Origin of the sequence: Streptomyces sp. NPDC094143 (genome assembly GCF_040303825.1) — a bacterium.
Taxonomy (GTDB): domain Bacteria; phylum Actinomycetota; class Actinomycetes; order Streptomycetales; family Streptomycetaceae; genus Streptomyces.
Genome location: NZ_JBEOTZ010000013.1, coordinates 149,665 through 169,645 on the forward strand (window position 1 = coordinate 149,665; position 19,981 = coordinate 169,645).

General features: G+C 75.4%; 1 protein-coding gene. It reads left to right on the top strand.

What is annotated here, in order from left to right:
• The first annotated feature begins 3 nt into the window (after positions 1 to 3).
• Entirely contained in the window at positions 4 to 19,920 is a 19,917-nt protein-coding gene (locus ABTZ58_RS18955) for a non-ribosomal peptide synthase/polyketide synthase (RefSeq protein ID WP_351357568.1), read from the top strand.
• Positions 19,921 to 19,981 lie beyond the last annotated feature (61 nt).

The window sequence follows — 19,981 nt, forward strand, 5'->3', positions numbered from 1 at the left end:
ACCATGACGTCTTCGAAGCGAAACCGTGCCGAGGCCCTCCCGCAGGACCTCCAGGAAGCACTCCGCCGCCGGCTGGCCGGACGGACCGCCGCAGGCGCCACCGGCGCCGCCCGGCAGGCCATCCCGCGCGCCGACCGCACCCGGCCGCTGCCGCTGTCCTTCGCCCAGCAGCGCCTGTGGTTCCTGGACCGGCTGCGCCCCGGCGACCCGCGCTACAACAGCGCCGTGGCGCTGCGCCTCACCGGCGCACTCGACCACACCGCCCTCTCCGCCGCGCTGGAGCACGTGGTGGAGCGGCACGAGGCGCTGCGCACCACGTTCGAGGAGAACGACGGCACTCCCGCGCAGACCGTGCACCCCGCCGGGCCGCTGCCGCTGCCCGTCCGGGACCTCACGGCCGCCGGCGAGACCGGGGCCGACGCGGAGACCGCCCTGCTGGCCGAGTACGAGAGGCCCTTCGACCTGGAGGCCGGGCCGCTGCTGCGCGCCCTGCTCCTGCGGGAGGCACCCGATACCCACGTCCTGTTGCTGACGGCCCATCACATCAACACCGACGGCTGGTCGATGGGCGTCCTGCTGGACGAACTGTGCACCGCCTACGACGCCCTCGCCCAAGGCGCGCGGCCCGCACTGGCGCCGGTGGCCACGCAGTACCCGGACTTCGCCGTCTGGCAGCGCGAGCAGCTGTCCGGCACCCGGCTGGAGCGTCAGCTGGCGCACTGGAAGGAGAGACTGTCGGGGGCGGTCGCACCCGAACTGCCGCTGGACCGGCCGCGCCGAGGAGAGGAGTCCGGCGCGGGCGCGGTGCACACCTTCACCGTCCCGGCGGCCACCACGGCCCGGCTGAAACAGCTCGCGGCCGAGCAGCACACGACCCTGTTCACCGCCCTGGTCGCCGCCTGCCAGACCCTGCTGGCCCGCTGGTCCGGGCAGGACGACATCACCGTCGGCTCGCTCACCCCCGGACGCGGCCGCACCGACCTGGAGCGGGCCGTCGGCTTCTTCGTCAACACCGTCGCCCTGCGCACCCGCGTCGAGACGAGCCGTTCCTTCCGGGAACTGCTCACCTCCGTCGCGGACACGGTCAACGACGCCTTCGCGCACGGTGACACGCCGTTCGAGCGGCTGGTCGAGGCCGTCGGCGCGACCCGCGAGGCGGGCCGCAACCCCCTGTTCGACGTGATGGTCCTGCTGCACCCCGCGCCGCCCGCCGCACCCGACCCGCACGGCCTGTCCGCCTCTTCCGTCGCCGTGCCCCGGCGGGCCGCCACGTTCGACCTGAGCGTCGAGTTCGTGCCCGACGGCGACGGACTGACCGGCTTGCTGGAGTACCGCACCGACCTGTTCGACGCGGCCACCGCCGAGCGCATGACGGACCAGTTGCTGCGCACACTGGACGGCGCCGCCGCCGGCCCCGACCGGCCGCTCGGCGCCCTGCCCCTGCTCTCGCCCGAGCGGGAGCGTCAGGTGACGCGGGACTGGAACGCCACCGCGCGCCCGGTGCCGGAGGAGAGCCTGCCCGAGCTGTTCGCACGGCAGGCGGCCCGCACCCCGCACGCCACCGCCCTCGTCGCCGGCGACGAACGCCTCGACTACGCGACGCTCGACGCGCGCGCCGACCGCCTGGCCCGTCACCTGGTGGCGCGCGGCGCGGGACCCGAGCGGCTGGTCGCCCTCAGGCTGCCGCGCACCGCCGACATGATCGTGGCGATGCTCGCCGTCTGGAAGGCCGGCGCCGGATACCTGCCCCTGGACCCGGCGCTGCCCGAGGACCGGGTGCGGTTCCTGCTGGACGACGCGCGGCCCGCGCTCGTCCTCGACGAGGCCGCGCTGCGGGAGACCGGCGACACCACCGGTGGCCCGCTCACCCCGCCCGACCCCGACACCACCGCCTACGTCATCTACACCTCCGGCTCCACCGGCCGCCCCAAGGGCGTTGCCGTGACACACCGGTCCGCGGCGAACCTCCTGGCGGGCCACCGCGAGGGCTTCGTCGCCGAGGCGGGCGGCGGGCCGCTGCGGGTGGCGCTCACGGCGTCGTTCTCCTTCGACACCTCGCTGGAGGGCGTGCTGCTGATGGCCGACGGCCACCCGCTGCACCTGGTCGACGAGTCGACCCGGCTGGACGCCGCCGCGCTGGTCGAGTACGTCGTCGAGCACCGCATCGACTTCCTCGACCTCACCCCCACCTACCTGCGCCAGCTGCTGCCCGCCGGACTGCTGGACGACCCGCGCCACCACCCGCGCGTCCTCATGCTCGGCGGCGAGGCCGTCGGCCCCGCCCTGTGGCGGGAGCTGGCAGGGCGGCGGGACGTGGCCGCGTACAACTTCTACGGGCCCACCGAGTGCACGGTCGACGCGCTGGCCTGCCGTATCGAGGGCGACGGCCAGCCGACCGTGGGACGGCCGCTGGCCAACGTGTGTGCCTATGTCCTCGACGACCGGCTGCGGCCCGTGCCGCCCGGTGTCGGCGGCGAGCTGTACCTGGCCGGTGTGCAACTGGCGCGCGGTTACGCCGGGCGGCCGGGGCTGACGGCCGCGCGGTTCCTGCCCGACCCGTTCGGCCCGCCCGGTGCCCGCATGTACCGCACCGGCGACCTGGCCCGCTGGACCGCCGACGGAAGCCTGGACTACCTGGGACGTGCCGACGACCAGGTCAAGGTGCGCGGCCACCGCATCGAGCCCGGCGAGGTCGAGGCGGCCCTGACCGACCTGCCCGAGGTCGCCGCCGCCGTGGTCGTCGCCGTCACCGATCCGCACGGCCACGTCCGGCTCGCCGCCTATCTCGTCCCCGCCGCCCGCGACGCGCGGCCCGCCGCGGGCGAGGTGCGAGCGGCCCTGCGGCGGGTGCTGCCCGACCACATGGTGCCGTCCTCCTTCACCGTGCTCGACGCCCTGCCGATGACCGTCAGCGGCAAGGTCGACCGGCGCGCCCTGCCCGCCCCCGACACCGAGGGCGGCGAGCGCGAGCGGGAGTTCGTCGCCCCGCGCACCCCCGAGGAGGAGACCCTGGCCGGCATCTGGGCCGAGGTGCTGGGCGCGCGCCGGGTCGGCGTGACGGACAACTTCTTCGAACTGGGCGGTGACTCCATCCTCAGCATCCAGGCCGTCGCCCGCGCCCGCGCGGCCGGGCTGCAGCTGACCTCGCGGGACGTCTTCCGCCACCAGACCGTCGCCGACCTCGCCGCCGCCGCGTCCGCGCGCCCCGCGCAGGTGCCCGCGCCCCGGCGCCCGGCCGAGCAGGGCCCGGCGCCGCTGACCCCCGTCCAGGAGTGGTTCTTCGCCACCCACGGCGCCCTGCGGCACTTCAGCATGTCGATGCTGCTGCACCTGCCCTACGACCTGGACGAGCCGGCCCTGGAGCGCGCCCTGGAGGCCCTGGCCGCCCACCACCCGGCGCTGCGCACCCGTTTCACCCGCTCCGGGGATACCTGGCTCCAGCACCCCGGAGAGGGCCCGGCCACCGGCCTGCTCACCCGCCACGACCTCTCCCGCGCCGCCGACCCGACGGCACAGCGCGAACAGGCCGCCGGGGCCGCCCGCGCCGCACTCGACCCGGAGACCGGCGCTCTGCTGCGGGCCGTCCTGTTCACCCGCCCGGGCGAGCGGCCCCAGCTCTTCGTCACCGCCCACCACGTGGCGGTGGACAGCGTCTCCTGGCGCATCCTCCTCGCCGACCTCGCCGAGGCCTACCGGCAGGCGGCCGGGGGAGGTGCGGTACGGCTGGAGCCCGTCCCCACGCCGTTCACCGACTGGGCCGCGCACCTCTCACGCCGGGTGCGCGCCGGCGACCTCGACGCCGACCTGCCGCACTGGACGGCCGAGGCCGCCGAACCCCGTACCCCGCTGCCCGTTGACCGCCCCGGCACCCCGCTCGCCGGCTCGGTCCACACCCTCAGCACCCGCGTGGACCGCGCCACCACCGAGGCGTTGCTGCGCCGGGTGCCCGCGGTCTACCGCACCCAGGTCAACGACATCCTGCTCGGCGCGCTGAGCCGGGTCCTCGCCGACTGGACGGGCGCCGAGCGGGTGACCGTCCTGCTGGAGGGCCACGGCCGCGAGGACGACACGCTGGACCTGTCCCGCACGGTGGGCTGGTTCACCGCCCAGTACCCCGTCACCCTCGCGCCCGCCGGACCGTCCGGGGCGCCCGACTGGGGCGCCACTCTCAAGGCGGTGAAGGAGCGGCTGCGGTCCGTGCCCCGGCACGGCCTGAGTTACGAGGCCCTGGCCCGCCTCGGTTCGCCCGACCCGGCCGCCCGCGCCCTGCGGGAGGTGTCGCCGCCGCAGATCAGCTTCAACTACCACGGTCAGTGGGAGACCCCCAGCGGCGGGGACTTCGCCCCGGCGGGCGAGGCACCGGGCCGCGACATCGCCCCCGGCGAACCGCTGGACCACCTGCTGGACGTCTCCGCCGTGGTCACCGACGGCGAACTGCGGATCTCCTGGCACTACAGCGACCAGGTGCACGACGAGGACACCGTCCGCGCCCTCGCCGACGGCATGACGCAGGCGCTCGCCGCGATCACCGCGCACTGCGCCCGTCCCGGCGCGGGCGGCCGCACCCCCTCCGACTTCCCGCTGGCCCGCCTCGGCCAGGACCGTCTGGACCGGCTGGTCGGCGACGGCCGGGACGTGGAGGACGTCCTGCCGCTGACCCCGCTGCAGGAGGGCATGCTCTTCCACCGGCTGGTCGGCGGCCCCGACGACGTCTACGTCGACCAGGCCGGCCTGCTGCTGGAGGGCGTCGCCGACCCGCACGCGCTCGCCATCGCCTGGCAGCGCGTCACCGACCGCACGCCCGCCCTGCGCACCTGCGTGGTCTGGGAGGACGTGCCCGTGCCCCTCCAGGTCGTGCGCCGCGACGTGCGGGTGCCGGTCACCCATCTCGACTGGCGTGACCTGGACGAGGCGGAACGCGCCGAACGCCTGGCCCGGCTGCGGGCCGACGACCTGGCCCGGGGCATCGACCTCGCCGCCGCGCCGCTGATGCGGCTGACCATGGTCCGGCTGCCCGACGCCCGGCTGCACCTGCTGTGGACCTCCCACCACCTGATTCTGGACGGCTGGAGCCTGGCCCAGGTGCTCACCGAGGTGTGCGAGGAGTACGCGGCGCTCACCGCGGGCGCCGAGTCCCGGCCGCCGCTGCGGCGCCCCTTCGGCGACTACGTGCGCTGGCTCGCCGAACAGGACCCCGTCGCCGCACGCGCCCACTGGCAGGGCGTCCTCGCCGCCTTCGCCGAACCCACCCCACTGCCCGCCGACCGCCCCCTGCGGGAAGCCCACCAGGCCCGCTCCGCTGAGGTGCACACGGCCGGTCTGGACGAAGAGGCGTCGGCCCGCCTCGCGCGCACCGCCCGTGCGGCCGGACTCACCCTCAACACGGTCGTCCAGGGCGCCTGGGCCCTGCTGCTGGCCCGCTACGCCGCCCAGGACGACATCGTGTTCGGCACCACCGTGTCCGGGCGGCCCGACGACCTGCCCGGCGTCGAGTCGATGGTCGGCATGTTCATCAACACCGTGCCCACCCGAGTCCGCGTCGACGCCACGCGGCCGGCCGCGGAGTGGCTGCGCGAACTCCAGGACGCCCAGGCCGAGTCGAGGCGGTTCGCGGCCGCGTCGCTCGCCGAGCTGACCCAGCTGAGCGATGTGCCGTCCGGCAGCCCGCTCTTCCACAGCATGGTCGCCTTCGAGAACTACCCCTTCGACGAGGCCCGCACGGCCGGCTCCGGGATCCGGCTGGCCGAGGTGACCTCCCGCGACGCCACCAACTACCCGCTCGTCCTGCGCGCCTACCACGGCGAACGCCTCGGCTTCGACCTCGCCTACGACCCGGTCCTGTTCGACGCCGCGACCGTCCGCGCGCTCGCCGGCCGGCTGTGCCTGCTGCTCACCGGGCTGGCCGACGGCATCGACCGGCCGCTGCGCGCCCTGGCCTGGACGACGGCCGAGGAACGGCGGCGGATGCTCACCGACTGGAACGGCGCCGCCAGCGGCCGCCCCGCCGAGACGCTGGTGGACCTGTTCGAGGCGCAGACCGCCCGCACCCCCCGCGCCGTCGCCGTCACCTGCGGAACCGAGCGGCTGGACTACGCGGCCCTCGACGCCCGCGCCGGCCACCTCGCCCACCGGCTCGCCGAACTCGGCGCCGGGCCCGAGCGGTTCGTCGCCCTCGCCCTGCCCCGCTCCACCGACCAGGTCGTCGCGATCCTGGCCGTGCTGAAGACCGGCGCGGCCTACCTGCCGATCGACCCGAACTCGCCCGCCGAACGCATCGACCACCTCCTCGCCGATGCCGCCCCGGTGGCCCTGGTGACCACCACCGGCACCGCGGCCCGAACCGGCGGCACCGGTGTGCCCGCCCTCCTCCTCGACGACCCGGACACGGCAGCCGACCTGGCCGGGCGCCCGGCCACCGGACCCGCCCCGGCCCGCCGCCCCCTCCCGGAGAGCCCCGCCTACGCCATCTACACCTCCGGCTCCACCGGCCGCCCCAAGGGCGTGGTGATCCCGCACGCCAACGTGGTGCGGCTGTTCACCCGCACCCGCCACTGGTTCGGCTTCGGCCCGGACGACGTGTGGACGCTGTTCCACTCCTACGCCTTCGACTTCTCCGTGTGGGAGCTGTGGGGCCCGCTGCTGCACGGCGGCCGGCTCGTCGTCGTGCCCGACGAGACCGCCCGCTCCCCGGAGGACTTCCTGCGGCTGCTGGCCGACGAGCGGGTCACCGTGCTCAACCAGACGCCGTCCGCGTTCTACCCGCTGATCCGCGCCGACGCCGAACACCCCGACACCGGTGACCGGCTCGCACTGCGCACCGTGATCTTCGGGGGAGAGGCCCTGGACGTCGGACGACTCGCCGACTGGTGGGCACGCCACCCGGCCGCCGCCCCGCGCCTGGTCAACATGTACGGCATCACCGAGACCACCGTGCACGTCACCCACGCCCCGCTCGACCCCGCCACCGCGGCGAGCGGCCCCGCCAGCCCCATCGGCGTGGCCATCCCGGATCTGCGGGTGTACGTGCTCGACGCGGACCTGGCACCCGTGCCGCCGGGGGCGACCGGTGACCTGTACGTGGCCGGGGAGGGCCTGGCCCGCGGCTACCTGGGCCACCCCGGCCTGACCGCCACCCGGTTCCTCGCCGACCCGTTCGGCCCGGCCGGCAGCCGCATGTACCGCACCGGCGACCGGGCGAAGTGGCGGCCCGACGGCACCCTGGAGTACCTGGGCCGCGCGGACGCCCAGGTGAAGATCCGCGGCTACCGCATCGAGCCCGGCGAGATCGAGGCCGCCCTGCACGCCCACCCCGGCATCGCCGACGCCGCGGTCGGTGTGGTGGAGGACGCCTCCGGCACCCGCCGGCTGGTGGCGCACGTGGTCGGCTCCGGCGGTGCGACACCTCCCGCCGCCGAACTGCGCGGCCATCTGGAGCGGCTGCTGCCCGCCCACATGGTGCCCGCCGCCTACGTGCCGATGGACGCGCTGCCGCTCACCGTCAACGGCAAGCTCGACCGGCGCGCCCTGCCCGCCCCGACGGCCGACGGCTACGCCGCCGACACCGACCGGACCGCGCCGCGCACGCCCGCCGAACGCGCGGTCGCCGCGGCCTGGTCGGACGTGCTCGGCGTCGACGAGGTGCACGCCGGGGACGACTTCTTCGCGCTCGGCGGGGACTCCATCCTCGCCGTCCGCGTCACCGCCCGGCTGCGGGCCGCGTTCGGCCCCGACGTCTCCCCGAGACTGCTGTTCACCCGGCGCACGGTGTCCGCGCTCGCCGCCGCACTGGGCGAGCCGACCGATGACACGTCCGCCGCCCGGGCCGACGCGATACCCGCGACCGCCCCGCAGGCCCCGGCACCGCTGTCGTACGCCCAGCAGCGCCTGTGGTTCCTCGACCGGTTCGAGCCCGGCAGTACCGAGTACACGACGCTGTCCGTGCTGCGCCTGGGCGGGCCGCTCGACGAACAGGCCCTGCGCGCCGCCCTGGACGGCCTCGTCGCCCGGCACGAGGCGCTGCGCACCACGTTCACCGAACAGGACGGCCGGCCCTGGCAGCTGGTGCACCCGCCGCACCCGGCCGCCCTCACCTTGGACGACCTCACCGCTGCCCCCGACCCACGGGCGGCGCTGGAGGAACTGCTGGAGCGTGAGGCCGCCACGCCCTTCGACCTGACGACCGGACCGCTGCTGCGCGCCCGGCTGGCCCGCACGGCGGCCGACGAGCACGTGCTGGCCCTCGCGGTGCACCACATCGTCACCGACGGCTGGTCGCTCGGTGTCCTGGGACGGGACCTGGGCGAGCTGTACGCGGCGGCCCACCAGGCCCGCCGCCCCGAACTCCCCGAGCTGCCCGTCCGGTACGCCGACCACGCCGCCTGGCAGCGCGCCCGCACCGGACAGGCCGAGCGGCAACTCGCCCACTGGCGGGAGAAGCTGGACGGTGTGCCGCCGCTGGAGCTGCCGGCCGACCGGCCGCGTCCCGCCGTACGCACCCGCGACGGCGCACTCGTCACCTTCACCCTGCCCCGGGAGCTGACCGAACGGCTGCGCGAGCGGGGCCGGGAGGCCGACGCCACCCTCTACATGACCCTGCTGACCGCCTGCACGGTCCTGCTGTCCCGCTGGGCCGACCAGGACGACTTCGCCGTCGGCACCGTCACCGCGGGCCGAGAGCGTCCCGAACTGCACGATGTCGTCGGCATGTTCGTGAACACCCTGGTGCTGCGCAACCGGGTACGGCCCGGCATGTCGTTCCGCGCCCTGCTGGAGCAGGTGCGCGGCAGCGTCCTGGACGCCTTCGCCCACCAGGACGTGCCCTTCGAACGGCTGGTGGACGCCCTCCAGCCCGAGCGGGACACCAGCCGCACCCCCCTCTTCCAGGTCATGGTCGCCCTGCACAACCTGGGAGCCGAGGCACCCGCGCTGCCGGGCCTGGACGCCGAGCCGGTCCTGCCGCCGGTCCGGCACGCCACCTTCGACCTGGCCTTCGACTTCGTTGAGGGCGACGGCGGCGTCACCGGCTATCTGGAGTACGCCACCGGCCTGTTCGACGAGGACACCGTCCGCCGCCTGGCCGCCCGGCTGCGGCTGCTGCTGGAGGCGGCGGTGCGGGACCCGGAGCGGGACGTACGGGCGCTGGAGCTGATGACCGCCGACGAACGGCGGCGGGTGCTGCACGACGGGCAGGGACCGCACCTCGCCGTCCCGGACATCACCTTCCCCGCCCTGTTCGAGGCGCAGGCCGCCCGCACCCCGCACGCCACCGCGCTGGTGGCCCGGGACGCCACCCTCGACTTCGCCGCCCTGAACGCCCGCGCGAACCGGCTCGCCCACCACCTGCTGGCTCTGGGCGCCGGCCCCGAGCGGGTGGTCGCCGTACGGCTGCCGCGCACCTCCGGCCTGCTGGTGGCGGTCCTTGCCGTCGCCAAGGCGGGCGGCACCCTGCTGTACCTCGACCCCGAGCTGCCCGAGGGACGCGCCGCCGGGCTCCTGGCGGACGCCGCCCCGCACACCGTGCTCACCGCCGACGCGCTGCGCGCCACACCGTGGGACCGGCTGCCCGCCCACAACCCCACCGACCACGACCGCCCGGCCCCCCTGCGCCCGGACCACGCCGCCTACATCGTCTACACCTCCGGCTCCACCGGCCGCCCCAAGGGCGTCGTCGTCGAACACCGCCACCTGGTCAACCTCTGCCACGACCACCGCGCAGGGCTCGTCGCCCCGCACACCGCGGACGGGGTGCGGCTGCGCGCCGCGCTCAGCGCCTCGTTCTCCTTCGACACCTCCTGGGAAGGGCCGCTGCTGCTCGCGCTCGGCCAGGAGGTCCACCTCGTCGACGAGGACGTACGCCTGGATCCCGAGGCGTTCTGCGCACAAATCTGCGAACGACGCCTGGACCTGGTCAACGTCACCCCGTCCTTCCTGCGCGAACTCCTCGCCGCGGGACTCCTCGCACCCGGCCGGCACCACCCGCGCGTGCTGCTCGTCGGCGGCGAGGCGACGGGCCCCGACACCTGGCGCGAGCTGTGCGCCGCGGCCGGACTCGGCGTCACCGCCTACAACATGTACGGCCCCACCGAGTGCACCGTCGACGCCACCTACGGCCGCCTCACGGACCGCCCCGACCGGCCGGTCATCGGACGGCCCGGCGCCAACCTGCGCGCCTACGTCCTCGACGGTGCCCTGCGTCCGGTGCCGCCCGGCACACCCGGCGAGCTGTACCTGGCCGGCGCGCAGGTGGCCCGCGGCTACCTGAACCGCCCCGGCCTGACCGCCGCGCGTTTCCTCGCCGACCCGTTCGGCGCGCCGGGGGAGCGGATGTACCGCACCGGCGACCGCGCCCGCCGCGACGAGCGGGGCGTGCTGGAGTTCCTGGGCCGCGCCGACGAGCAGATCAAGATCCGTGGATTCCGCGTCGAGCCCGGCGAGGCCGAGGCCGCGCTGCTCGCCCACCCCGGCGTGGCCGACGCCGTCGTGACGGCACGCGAGCACGCGGGCCGGCTCATGCTCGTCGCCCACCTGGTGCCCGCCGGGGACACCGCCCCGACCGCCGACGAGCTGCGCCTCGCGCTGCGCCGCACCCTGCCGGACCACATGGTGCCCGCGGCGTTCGTGCCGCTGGCCCGGATCCCGCGCACCACCAGCGGCAAGACGGACCGGCGCGCCCTGCCCGCCCCGCCCGCGCAGCCCGAACCCGATACCGCGTACGTGGCACCCCGCCCCGGCACCGAACAGACGCTGGCGGCGCTCTGGGCCGATGTCCTGCGGGTCGAACGGGTGGGCGCACGGGACAACTTCTTCGCCCTCGGCGGCGACTCCATCCTCAGCATCCAGATCGTCTCCCGCGCCCGCCAGGCCGGACTCGCGCTGACCACCAAGGACGTCTTCCGCCACCAGACCGTCGCCGAACTCGCCCTGCGGGTGACCGAGTCGGCGCCGGTAACGGCGGACACGGCAGCGCCCGCCGAGGCACCGCTCGCGCCCATCCAGCGCTGGTACCTCGAAGGCCGCGCCCCCGGCGACCCGCTGCGCTTCACCATGTCGCAGCGCCTCGAACTCGCCCCCGGCACCGACCTGTCGGCCCTGCGGACCGCCGCCGACGCCCTCGTGCGCCACCACCCGGCGCTGCGCACCCGTTTCCGCCGCACCGAGGACGACTGGCGCCAGGAGGTCCTGCCCGCTGCCCCGGACGGCATCGTCACCCAGCACGGCGTGACCGGCCTCGACGGCCCCGCCCTGGAGGCCGAGGCGGCCCGCCTCGCGGACGAGGCCCGCGTCGCCCTCGACCCCACCGAGGGCCGGGTGGCGCGCGTCCTGATCCTCGACCGCGGCCCGCACCTGCCCGCCCAGCTGCTGTTCACCGTCCACCACCTGGTCGTCGACGGCGTCTCCTGGCGGATCCTGCTGTCCGACCTGGAGACCGCCCACCGGCAGGCCGCCGCCGGACACCCCGTCCAGCTGCCCCCGGCCACCACCGTGTTCGGCCACTGGGCGGCCCGGCTGGAGACCCACACCCGCTCCGGTGCCCTGGACGGCGACCTCGACCACTGGCGGCGCACCACCACGGCCCCCGCCGGCCTGCCCGCCGGCCGGCCCGGCCCCAACACCCACGGCACCGCCGCCACGGTCACCGTGCAACTGGAGCCGGAGACCACCCGGGCCCTGCTGCGGCAGGCCCCGGAGGCCTACCGCACCCAGGTCAACGACGTGCTGCTCAGCGCCCTCGGCCGCACCCTGGCCCGCTGGTGCGGGCGGGAGAGCGTACTGGTCGGCGTGGAGGGCCACGGCCGTGAGGACCTCTTCGACGAGCTGGACCTGTCCCGCACGGTCGGCTGGTTCACCGCCGAGTTCCCCCTGGCTCTGACCGCCGACCCCGACGCCGGCTGGCACGACACCCTGCGCTCGGTCAAGGAACAGCTGCGCGCGGTGCCCCTGCACGGCCTGAGCCACGGCGCGCTGCGCCACCTCCTGCCCGACAGCCCGCTGGCCGGCGCCCCGGCGCCCCAGGTCGGCTTCAACTACCACGGCCGGTGGGACGCCGACAGCGGCGGCGGCGACCTGTACCGGGCCCCCCTGCCCCCGGTCGGCTCCGACACCGATCCCGACGCCCCGCGGCCCTACCTGCTGGACATCACCGGCGTGGTGCAGGACGGCCGGCTCGAACTCGGCTGGACCTACCCGCCGGCCGTCTACGACGAGTCCACCGTCCGCGCGCTCGCCGAGGAGATGTGCGCGGCGCTGCGGGAGATCGCCGCCCACTGCGCCCGCCCGGACGCGGGCGGCCGCACCCCGTCGGACTTCCCCCTCGCCGGGCTCGGCCAGAGGGAACTGGACCGCCTCGTGGGCGACGGCCGGCACGTGGCCGATGTCCTGCCCCTGACACCGCTGCAGGCCGGCATGCTCTTCCACGGCCTGGTGGACACCGAGGGCGCCTACTCCGACCGCGTGGCCGTGCGCCTGTCCGGGGTGAGCGAACCGCACGCCTTCGCCACCGCCTGGCAGCAGGTCGCCGACCGTACCGAGGCTCTGCGCACCAGCGTCCACTGGCAGGGCCTGCCGCACCCCGTACAGGTCGTGCACCGGCGCGTGGAGCTGCCCGTCACCCACCTGGACTGGCGGCGCCTGACACCCGAGGAGCGCGCGGCGGCCACCGAGGAAGTGCTGGCCGCCGACCGCGCGGCGGGCATGGACCTGAACACCGCACCGCTGACCCGCATCACCCTGGCCACGCTGCCCGGCGACGAGATCTGGCTGCTGTGGTCCTCCCACCACCTGATCCTGGACGGCTGGAGCACCGGGCAACTGCTCACCGAGGTGTGCGAGGCCTACGCCGCGCTCACCGGCGGCCGAGCGGCCCCCGCCCCGGTCCGGCGCCCGTTCGCCGACTTCCTGCGCTGGCTGCACGACCAGGACGAGAACGCCGCCGAGGCCCACTGGTCCGGCGCCCTCGCCGGGTTCCCCGCCCGCACTCCGCTGCCGTACGACCGTACCCCGGCCGAGGAGCACCGCGCCCGCGCCGCCGCCCTGGCACACCGGCAGCTGGACGAGCGGCTGTCGGCGCGGCTGCGGCAGACCGCCGCCCGGGCCGGGCTGACGGTGAACACCGTGATCGAGGGGGCCTGGGCGCTGCTGCTGGCCCGCCACAGCGGCCGCGACGACGTCGTCTTCGGCACCACCGTCTCCGGGCGCCCGGCCGAACTGCCCGGTGTGGAGTCGATGATCGGCATGTTCATCAACACCGTGCCCACCCGCATCCGGGTCCCCGGCGGGGGAGCGGCGTCCTGGCTGCGCCAGGTGCAGGAGAGGAACAGCGACGCCCGGCGCTTCGACTTCCTCGCCCTGCCCCGCATCCAGGCACTGAGCGGGACACCGGCCGGCGAGGCGCTGTTCGACAGCATGGTGGTGTTCGAGAACTACCCCGTCGACGAGTCCGCCACCGCCCGCACGGGCGTGCGGGTCGAGGAGGTACGCGCCGAGGACGCGCCCACCTTCCCGCTGTGCCTGCGGGCCCACCTCGGCGACCGGCTCGGCATCGACCTCGCCTACGACGCCGGACTGTTCGACGCGGACACGGCCGAACGCCTCGCGGACCGCCTCGCGGTCGTCCTGCGCGTCCTCACCGACGCCCTGGAGGCCGATGCGGACGTGACCGGCCTGGAGTCGCTGACCGAGAACGACCACGCCCTGCTCCAGGAGTGGAACACCACCGCCCGTCCGGCGGTGCCGCGCAGCCCCGTCGACCTGTTCGCCGAGCAGGCCCGCCGCACCCCCGAGGCCCCGGCGCTGCGCGACGGCGACGCGGAGCTGACCTACCGTCAGCTGGACGACTGGTCCGGCGCCGTGGCCTCCCGGCTGCTCGCCGACGGCCTGCGGGCCGAGGACCGGGTGGAGCTGCCGATGGAGCGCGGCGCCGAACTCGTCGTCGCCCAGCTCGCCGTCCTCAAGGCGGGCGGCGCCTACGTGCCCGTGGACGCCCGCGCCCCCGAGGAGCGGCGCCGCACGCTCATCGAGCGGGCGGGCGCGACGGCCCGGCTGACCGCCGAGGACGTCGCCGCCGCGCGCACGGCCGTGCCCAGCGCGCCCGTCGCCGTACCCGCGCACCCCGACCGGCTCGCGTACGTCATGTTCACCTCCGGGTCGACCGGCGAGCCGAAGGCGGTCGCGGTACGCCACCGTGACGTGGCCGCCCTCGCCACCGACAGCCGCTTCGCCGACGGGGTGTGCGAACGGGTGCTGCTGCACTCCCCGGTGGCCTTCGACGCCGCCACCTTCGAGGTGTGGGCCCCCCTGCTCACCGGCGGCTGCGTCGTCGTGGCGCCCGCGCGGCCGCTGGACGCGGCACTGCTGCGCACCCTGATCCCCGGCACCGGCCTGAGCGTCCTGTGGCTGACCGCGGGCCTGTTCCGGCTGCTGGCGCAGGACGCACCGGACTGCTTCACCGGTCTGCGCCAGGTGTGGACCGGCGGCGACGTCGTGCCCGCCGCGGCCGTGCGCCGCGTCCTGGCCGCCTGTCCGGGCCTGACCGTCGTGGACGGCTACGGCCCCACCGAGACGACGACGTTCGCGACGTCCTTCACGCTCGCCGACGCCGGAGCTGTCCCCGGCACCGTGCCCATCGGCCACCCGCTCGACGACGTGCGCGTGCACGTCCTCGACGGCAGGCTGCGGCCCGTGCCGCCGGGCTGTGCCGGCGAGCTGTACATTGCCGGTGAGGGCGTTGCACGCGGCTACCTGGGCCGTCCCGGTGACACCGCCGCCCGCTTCCTGGCCGACCCGGCCGGCCCGCCCGGCACCCGCATGTACCGCACCGGCGACCTGGCCCGCCGCCGCCCCGACGGCACCGTGGAATTCCTGGGCCGCGCCGACGACCAGGTGAAGATCCGCGGCTTCCGCGTCGAACCCGGCGAGGTCGAGGCGGCCCTCGCGGCGCACCCCGGCGTCACCGACGTGACGGTGCTGGCCCGCGCGGACAGGCCCGAAAGCCGCCGCCTGGTGGCCTACGTCGTCGGCACCGAAGACGTCACGGCCCTGCGGGAGTTCGCCCGGCGCTCACTGCCGGACTACCTCGTGCCGTCGGCGTTCGTCGTCCTGCCCGCGCTGCCGCTCAGCGGCAACGGCAAGGTCGACCGGGCGGCACTTCCCGCGCCGGGGCCCGCGAACGGCGAGCCGCAGGGCGCACCGGCGGAGCCGCGCACCGACGCCGAGCGCCGCACGGTGGAGATCTTCGCCGACGTCCTCTCCGTGCCGCACCCGGGCGTGCGGGACGACTTCTTCCAGCTGGGCGGCGACTCCATCCTCAGCATCCGGCTGGCCGTCCGTCTGTCCGAGGCGTTCGGCACCGACCTGTCCCCGCGTGCGGTGTTCACCCACCCCACCCCCGCCGCGCTCGCCGCCCTGCTCACCGCGGAACGCGGCGAATCCGTGCCGGATGCGATCGTCCCGGTCACCCGTGACACGCCCGCCCCGATGTCGTACGCCCAGCAACGCCTGTGGTTCCTGGAGGAGTTCGCGCCGGGCAGCGGCGAGTACGTCACCGCGCTGGCCCTGCGGCTGCGTGGCCGGCTCGTGGTGCCCGCCCTCACCGCGGCCCTGCGCGCCCTGGCCGAGCGGCACGAGGCGCTGCGCACCACCTTCGACGCGGTGGACGGCCACGGTGTGCAGATCATCCACCCGGCCGGAGACGTGCCGCTGACCCTGCACGACCTGTCCGCGCTGTCGGGCGACGAACGCGACGCCCGGCTGGCGGACCTGCTGGATGCCGAACGCGCCCGCACCTTCGACCTGCGGCACGGCCCGCTCCTGCACACCGGGCTGGTCAGAGTCGCGGACGACGAGCACATCCTGACGCTGACCCTGCACCACATCGTCACCGACGGCTGGTCCACAGGAGTGCTCACCGGCGACCTCGCTCACTTCTACCGCGCCGAACTCGGCGCGGCATCCGATGCGTTGCCGCCGCTGCCGGTGCAGTACGCCGACTACGCCCACTGGCAGCGCGGGCGCGGCACGGACGGCCACCTCGCGTACTGGAAGGAGCATCTGGCCGGGCTGGAGACACTGGACCTGCCCACCGACCGGCCCCGTCCCGCGGTGCGCACCCACCACGGCGCCACCGTGCGCCTCGCCCTGCCGAGCGACACGACCCGCCGTCTCGTCCGGGTCGGGCGGGACCGGCAGGCCACCCTGTTCACCACGCTGGTCGCCGCCGCGCAGGCGTATCTGGCCCGGCTGACCGGCGGCCAGGACATCACCGTCGGCACGGTCACCTCCGGCCGCGACCGCGCGGAGACCCAGCACCTCGTGGGGTTCTTCGTCAACACCCTCGTCCTGCGTTCCCGCGTCGAACCCGAACGCCCCTTCCCCGAGTTCCTCAGCGAGGTCCGCGGCACCGTCCTGGACGCCTTCGCGCACCAGGAGGCGCCGTTCGAGCAGGTGGTGGACGAGGTGCAGCCGGTCCGCGACACCAGCCGCACCCCGCTGTTCCAGGTCATGGTGGTCCTCCAGAACGCCCCGGCCGGCGCCCTCGACCTGCCCGGCATCGAGGTCACCGACGTCGACACCGAGCTGCGGCACGCCGCGTTCGACCTCACCCTGGAGTTCGCCGAGACCGGCACCGGCGAACTGCACGGCGTGCTCACCTACAACACCGACCTGTTCGACGCGGCCACCGCCGAGCGCATGGCCGACCAGCTCACCACCCTGCTGACCGCCGTCGCCGACGACCCCGGCCGGCCCCTGGGCGCCCTGCCCCTGGCCACCGACGAGACGCTCAAGGCCGTCCTGGACCAGGGCCGCGGCACCGCCCGCCCGGTCCCGGCGGCGACCCTGCCCGAGCTGTTCGAACGTCAGGCCGCCCGCACCCCCGACGCCGTGGCCCTGGCCGACGCCGACGGCCGGGTGCTGACGTACGCGCAGGTCGACCGTGCAGCCAACCGACTGGCACACCGTCTCATCACCCGGGGCGTGGGACCCGAGCGGACCGTGGCGCTTGCCCTGCCCCGCAGCGCGGAGACGGTGGTGGCGCAGCTCGCCGTCGCGAAGGCCGGCGGCGCGTTCCTGCCCGTCGACCCGGACTACCCGGAGCAGCGCCGGGAGTTCATGCTGCGCGACGCGGGAGCCTGGCTCGTGCTGGACGACCCCGCCACCGTATGGGACGCGGACGGCCCGGACACCGCCCCCACGGACGCCGACCGGACGACCGCGCTGACCGTCGACCACCCGGCGTACGTGATCTACACGTCCGGCTCCACCGGCACGCCGAAGGGCGTGGTGGTGACCCACCGCGGCCTCGCCGCCTTCGCGGACGCCGCCGCCGACCGCTACGACGCGGGCACGGGCGACCGCGTCCTGCAGTTCGCCTCACCCAGCTTCGACGCCTCGGTACTGGAGCTGTGCGTGTCCCTGCTCAGCGGGGCCACCCTGGTCACCGGGGAGGAAGGTCCCCTCGTCGGCGAGCGCCTCGCCCAGGTCCTCGCCGAACGGGAGGTCACCCACACACTGATCCCGCCCGCCGCCCTCGCGACGGTCACTCCCGAGACCGCCGACGCCCTGCCGCGCCTGCGCACCCTCATCGTCGGCGCCGAGACGTGCCCCGCCCACCTCGTGGAACGGTGGGCCCCCGGCCGGCGGATGATCAACTCGTACGGCCCGACCGAGGCCACCGTCGTCGCCACCTGGACCGGCCCGCTCACCCCGGGCACCGGCGCCCCGCCCATCGGCGGCCCGGCCGGCGCCACCCGCGTCCACGTCCTCGACGCCGCCCTGCGGCCCGTCCCGCCGGGCGTCACCGGCGAGCTCTACGTATCGGGACCCGGACTGGCCCGCGGCTACCTCGACCGGCCCGGCCTGACCGCGTCCCGCTTCGTCGCCGACCCGTTCGGCGCCCCCGGGGAGCGCATGTACCGCACCGGCGACCTCGCCCGCTGGGACGCGTCCGGCCAGCTGCGCTTCGCCGGACGCGCCGACGACCAGGTGAAACTGCGCGGCTTCCGCATCGAACCAGGAGAGATCGAGAGCGCGCTGCGCGGCAGCCCGCTGGTCCGCGACGCGGTGGTGACCGTACGCGGCGGCGGCAGCGACCCGGACGGCCGCTCCGGCGGACGGCTGGTCGCCCACGTCGTCCCCGCCGAGGGCATCGCGGAGGCACTGCCGGTACCGGAGCTGCGCGACCACCTCGCCGGGCTGCTCCCGCCGCACATGATCCCGACGGCGTTCGTGCCGCTCACCCACCTGCCGCTCACGCCGAACGGCAAGACCGACCGGGGCGCGCTGCCCGAACCGGGCCCCACCCACACCGCGACCGGGCCGCACACCCCACCGCGCACCGACACCGAACGCCGCATCGCCCGCATCTGGTCCGACGTCCTCGGCGTGGCCGACGTCGGAGCGCACGACAACTTCTTCCACCTCGGCGGCGACTCCATCCTCAGCATGCAGGTCGTCTCACGCCTGCGACGCGACGGACTCCACCTGAGCACGCGCGACCTGTTCACCCACCAGACCGTCGCCGAGCTGGCCGGTGCCGTCACCGCCGCCCCCCGCCACTCAGGGGACGCAGAGGTCAGCGGAGAGGTACCGCTGACCCCCATCCAGCAATGGTTCCTGACCAGCCCGCGTGCCAGCCACGCCCACTTCAACCAGTCCCTGCTGGTGGAACTCACCGCAGGCGTGGACGCCGCCGCGCTGGAAACGGCGCTCAACGCCCTGCTCGACCACCACGACGCCCTGCGCATGCGCTTCACCGTGGACGGGGACGGCTGGCGCCAGTTCAACCCACCGGCGGCCGACACCGACCGTGAGCGGCTCCTGACCCGCCACGACCTCAGCGGACTGACCGCCGGCGAGGCCGACGCGGCGATGGAGAAGACCGCCGACGACCTGCACACCGGCTTCGACCTGGCACGCGGCCCGCTGCTGCGGGCAGCCCTGTTCACGGGCGACGCCGACCGGCCCGCGTTCCTCCTCCTGGTCGCCCACCACCTGGTCGTGGACGCCGTCTCCTGGCGCATCCTGCGCGACGACCTGGAGGCCGCCTACCGGCAGGCCGCCCAAGGCGAGCCCGTCACACTGGGCGAACGCAGCACCTCCTTCCGCGACTGGGTCCGAGGTCTCGCCGCACACGTCGCGGCCGGCGCCCTCGACCACGAACTGCCCTACTGGGAGCGAGCGGTGAACGCCGAGCCACTCCCGGTGGAGACACCGGCCGGGCCAAAGACGGACGCCGTCGACACGCTCACCGTCGAACTGGACGAGGCGGACACCGAAGCACTGCTGCGCGCCGCGCCGACCGCCTACCGCACCCGCGTCAACGACGTGCTGCTCGCCGCCCTCGCCCTCGCCCTGGCCCGTTGGACCGGCCGCGAGGAGTTCCGCCTCGACCTGGAGGGACACGGCCGCGAGGACATCCTCGACGACGTCGACCTGACCCGCACGGTCGGCTGGTTCACCACCGTCCACCCCGTCGCCCTCCAGGTCCCGGAACCCGACGGCCTCGGTCCCGCCCGCGACTGGCGGACCCTGGTGAAGTCGGTGCGCCGCCAGCTGCGTGCCGTGCCCGGCAACGGGCTTGGCTTCGGCGCGCTGCGCACCTTCGGCCCGCCCGAGGTGCGCGAACGACTCGGAGGCGCCGCCCACGGGCAGGTCGTCTTCAACTACCTCGGGCAGTGGGACGCCCGCCCCGAGAACCCCGGTGACGGCCTGGTGCGCGCCGAGCACGGCTCCTTCGGCCGCCACCACGACCCGCGCGACAGCGGTTCCCACCCGCTGGAGATCGTCGGTGCGGTCCAGCGCGGCCGGCTGTCCTTCACCTGGCACCACCAGCCCGCCCTGCACACCACTGACACGGTGCGGCAGGTCGCCGAGGACTTCGCCCAGGCGCTGCGTCACATCGCCCACCACGCCCGCGACCACCGGTGACGCCCCGCCCCGTGGGCCGGGCCCCACCGCCGGCAGCGCACGACCGACCCGAACCGCCACC